The organism is Streptomyces sp. NPDC086787, from assembly GCF_044745865.1.
GTDB lineage: Bacteria > Actinomycetota > Actinomycetes > Streptomycetales > Streptomycetaceae > Streptomyces.
Window position 1 is genome coordinate 1 of record NZ_JBIVBC010000047.1, and the last position, 3,537, is coordinate 3,537.

At 64.4% G+C, this 3,537-nt stretch carries 2 protein-coding genes and 2 pseudogenes; 3 read left to right on the forward strand and 1 reads right to left on the reverse strand.

Annotation, left to right across the window (positions count from 1 at the left end):
• Positions 1 to 93: 93 nt before the first annotated feature.
• A pseudogene (locus ACIPK3_RS34295) lies at positions 94 to 549 on the forward strand (transposase); the annotation flags it as partial.
• Positions 550 to 631: 82 nt separating this feature from the next.
• A complete protein-coding gene (locus ACIPK3_RS34300) occupies positions 632 to 1,399 on the forward strand; it encodes a hypothetical protein (RefSeq protein WP_402576129.1) in 768 nt (255 codons plus the stop codon).
• Positions 1,400 to 1,512: 113 nt separating this feature from the next.
• Here the strand turns inward: ACIPK3_RS34300 and ACIPK3_RS34305 are convergent.
• A pseudogene (locus ACIPK3_RS34305) lies at positions 1,513 to 1,721 on the reverse strand (DUF6233 domain-containing protein); the annotation flags it as partial.
• Between the two features lie 290 nt (positions 1,722 to 2,011).
• On the opposite strand from ACIPK3_RS34305, the gene ACIPK3_RS34310 reads away from it, so the two are divergent.
• Positions 2,012 to 3,220 carry a nitrous oxide reductase family maturation protein NosD gene (locus ACIPK3_RS34310; RefSeq protein WP_402576130.1) on the forward strand — a complete coding sequence of 403 codons (1,209 nt, stop codon included), beginning with the start codon at positions 2,012 to 2,014 and terminating at the stop codon, positions 3,218 to 3,220.
• Positions 3,221 to 3,537: the final 317 nt, after the last annotated feature.

The window sequence follows — 3,537 nt, forward strand, 5'->3', positions numbered from 1 at the left end:
GCCAGCCCGCCGCCTGACCCAAGACCCCAAACCCGGCCCCACCACACCCCGACACACCAACAAGCGATCACGTACCCAACAACGTGACAGTGCCAGGCCGGCCGCCGACGCCTCGTCGAGCTCATCCGGCCCAAGGCCCCACGCATGGCCAACCGGCTGATCGACGACGTCCTTGCCGCCCTGGACGAGCAGACCGTCGTCGTGCCCGGGACCGGCACGCTCGACACCGTGATGCCGTCCCTGGCCCGTTCCCTCGCGGCCGTCCACGAACAGCGCCGGGCACTGGAAGCCCAGATCAACGCCCTGCTGGAGGCCCACCCTCTTTCCCAGGTCCTGACCTCGATGCCCGGCGTCGGCGTCAGGACCGCCGCAGTCCTGCTGGTCACCGTCGGCGACGGCACCAGCTTCCCCACCGCCGCCCACCTCGCCTCCTACGCCGGCCTTGCCCCCACCACGAAATCGTCCGGCACATCGATCCACGGCGAACACGCCCCCCGAGGCGGAAACCGGCAGCTCAAACGCGCCATGTTCCTCTCCGCCTTGGGGAGAAATGCGCGCCGGACAGGGCCGGACGCTCCCAGCTGCACGGGGCCGCCTTCAGGCCGCCCGGCGCGCGATGGCACCGTTGCCGATGCACCAGATCCTGCCGGACACGGGCGAGGACCGGAGGCTCCTGCCGCTCGATGTCGACTCCGTCGACACGCTGGTGGTGTCGTTGCACCCGCACTTGCTGCGGGAGTTCTTGAACTCGCCCTACGAGGCGGCTGCGCTGCTGTGGCTGGTGCTGCTGGAAGCGGAGCAGCACCACGCCGAAGAGAAGTCGAAGCTCAGGAACTTCGACCTGGGATTCCTGGTCGCGCCAGCGTTTTTTCTGACGCACGGCGAGCTCAGGGAGGAATTGAAGCGGCTGGCGGCCCGTGGCGTCGTTGAGCTGGTCGGCGACAGCGGTATCCGGCTCAACCTTGCAGCCGTGCCTCTTCGAGTACCGACAGGTCCCGGCCCGCCGTCGGCTGGAGTGGAACGCCGAGCGAGCCGCATGGGCAGGTTCGGCGATGCCTGCCTTCCCGTCGACCCGATCGCTGTTCGGGGAACGGGCCTCTACGCTGACGTGATGGAGCTGAGTGTTCACGAGCGGGGCTTGCTGCACGCCGTTGCCCAGGCGTCGGTCCCGGCCGCAATATCCGCGTTCTTCCCCGCCCTCACCCAGGCTGCCCCACCCGAGGTTCACGCTCCAGAGGACGACCCGGTTCGCGTGGCTTGGTACGAGGAGCAGTTCACGCTCTATAGGGCCTCGCTCTCCCTCTGGCAGAAGAACCTGGTGCGGGTCGTCCACCCGGCGAACGGTGAGCGGCCCGACCTCGTGGAGGCCACGGACGAAAGGCGAGCTGCGCTGGCCTGACGCGGGCAATCAATGACTGACAGCCCGGGCAGTCGCCACTCGGCCGCACCCGAACAGCCCGCGAGGCCCGGACCGACGCGGTCGGGCGCTGGGGCGTCGGTCCTCACATTGCAGCCACGGTCGAAGCCCTTGAGGACCGGGTCGAGTTCGGCCGCAGCTCCGCCCAGCGAGCACAGCCTCGTCCCCGGGTGCTGCGCCACGTCCAGGGCGGTGCTCCAGGGAGAGCACTGGCGCCCCGGCTTGGCGCCTCCGCGCAGTCGACGACGTGGACGGTGCCCCAGCCAGGCCCGCGGCCGCCAGCCTTCGCCAGCACCCAGCCCGCGACCAACCCGGAGATCATCTCACCCACCGGTCAACGTGACCGCACCTGATCAAGATCAACTTTCGCAACAGACCCTGAGCCAGGGCGGTAGACGCTGCACATACAGAGCGCTACCACTTGCACACTTAACGTGGCACGCCTAGCTTCGTGATCAGCGGAAACTACCCGTTCTTCGTTCGGTTTGCCTAGCTAATGGATTCCTGTCAATGCGAGGTGATTCCATTAGTCCGGCTGCCAGTTGCTGATGCACGACCGGATTGCAGGCTGCACTGAGGGCTAAGGAGAAGGTTATGAAGAAGATGGTTCTTCTCGCGGCGGGCGTGGCAGTGACTACGGCATTCTCTGCAGTGCCCAGCCAGGCAGCTCAGACCGTACTCGTTGTGGATGACGACGGGGCGCAATGTCCGGGTGCACCTTTCACTACGATCCAGGCAGCGATTACAGCGGCCTCACCAGGAGATGTGATCAGGGTCTGTGCCGGAATATACAACGAGGTTGTCATTGCGAACAAGGCGAATCTGCAGTTGATCGGACCGGTCGCCGCCCCCGCAGGGACAGCGTGCCGCCAGGCCGGTGCTCCGAATCCTTCCAGGGAGGCGATCATTCAGTCTGCGGACGGTTCAGGCAGTGTCCGCTTGCTGGAGAACGGCATCGGATTCTCCCGCTTCACCGTTCAGAACAACACCTCCAGCTATGGCATCGTCACGAGTGCGGCACACTCAGGCCACCAAGTCCGGCAGAACATGATCCAGAACAACGTAATCGGAGTTTATTTCCACTCCAGCGGCACGAACCTTTCTGAGGTTGAACAGAACTGCATCCGCCAGAACAATGAACCCGGTTCTGCAAGCGGCAGCGGAATCTACTCAGACGCGGGCTTGAAGAAGGCGGAAATCGCAGCAAACACTTTTTCTGGTAACGATAACTCCGGCGTTCTTCTGGATGCCCCGGCGCCCGGAGGGGTCGATAATGTCAAAGTAAACAGCAACACCTCCTTGGCGGACAGAGCCTTTGCGTTCATCTTCAAGTCCAGCAACGCCAGCGTAGGGAGTAACATCATCCAGGACAATTTTGGTGCCCCCGGGATTTTCTTGGGCGACAACAATACGAACTTGAAGATCACTTCCAACACCATTGAGAGGGGATTTCTAGGCGTGCGGGCCAATGCCTTTGGCCTTTCGCCCAGCACCAACGTCACAATCGTCGGCAACATCATCAGAAACTCCGCATCAAGCAGCGTTGGTCACGGCATCAGCGTGGCAGCGGACTCGCTCACGAGGTCCGTCATCTCCTGGAACACCGCCAACGACAACGCGGGCGATGGCATCCGCATCGATGCCGGCGGCAACGGGGGCAACACCATCAAGTCCAACATCGCCCGGCGCAACGGCATGCTCGACTGCCGCGACAGCACCAGCGGCACCGGCACCGAGGGCACGGCCAACACCTGGACCGGCAACACTGGTCCGAACGCGGCTCCTCCCCGCATCTGCCGATAGCCTCGCCCTTCCCGACCTTTGGGGATGACTGACTATGAGGTCCTGGAGACAGTCTGCGACCACAAGGGTCGCGTCCTCGGAGCGGTGGAAAAGCTCGACGACGTGGATCAGGCGGTCAGTCTGAATGTGGGCTGGTCAGGGCTGAGGTAGTGGCGTGCGTGTTCGCGGGCGGTGTGGTAGGTCCAATAGATGTCGCGGTGGTGTGGGGGGGGGTCAGCCAGTGCAGCCGGTGGGGATGACGGGGCTGAGGAGGCAGTTGGTGGGGGTGTTGCCGGTGATGGTGGAGCCGGCGGTGGTGCCGAATTGCCTGTCGGTCC

Coding starts and splice junctions, on each gene's coding strand:
- ACIPK3_RS34300 (WP_402576129.1), top strand. CDS start 632: ATGCACCAGATCCTGCCGGACACGGGCGAGGACCGGAGGCTCCTGCCG.
- ACIPK3_RS34310 (WP_402576130.1), top strand. CDS start 2,012: ATGAAGAAGATGGTTCTTCTCGCGGCGGGCGTGGCAGTGACTACGGCA.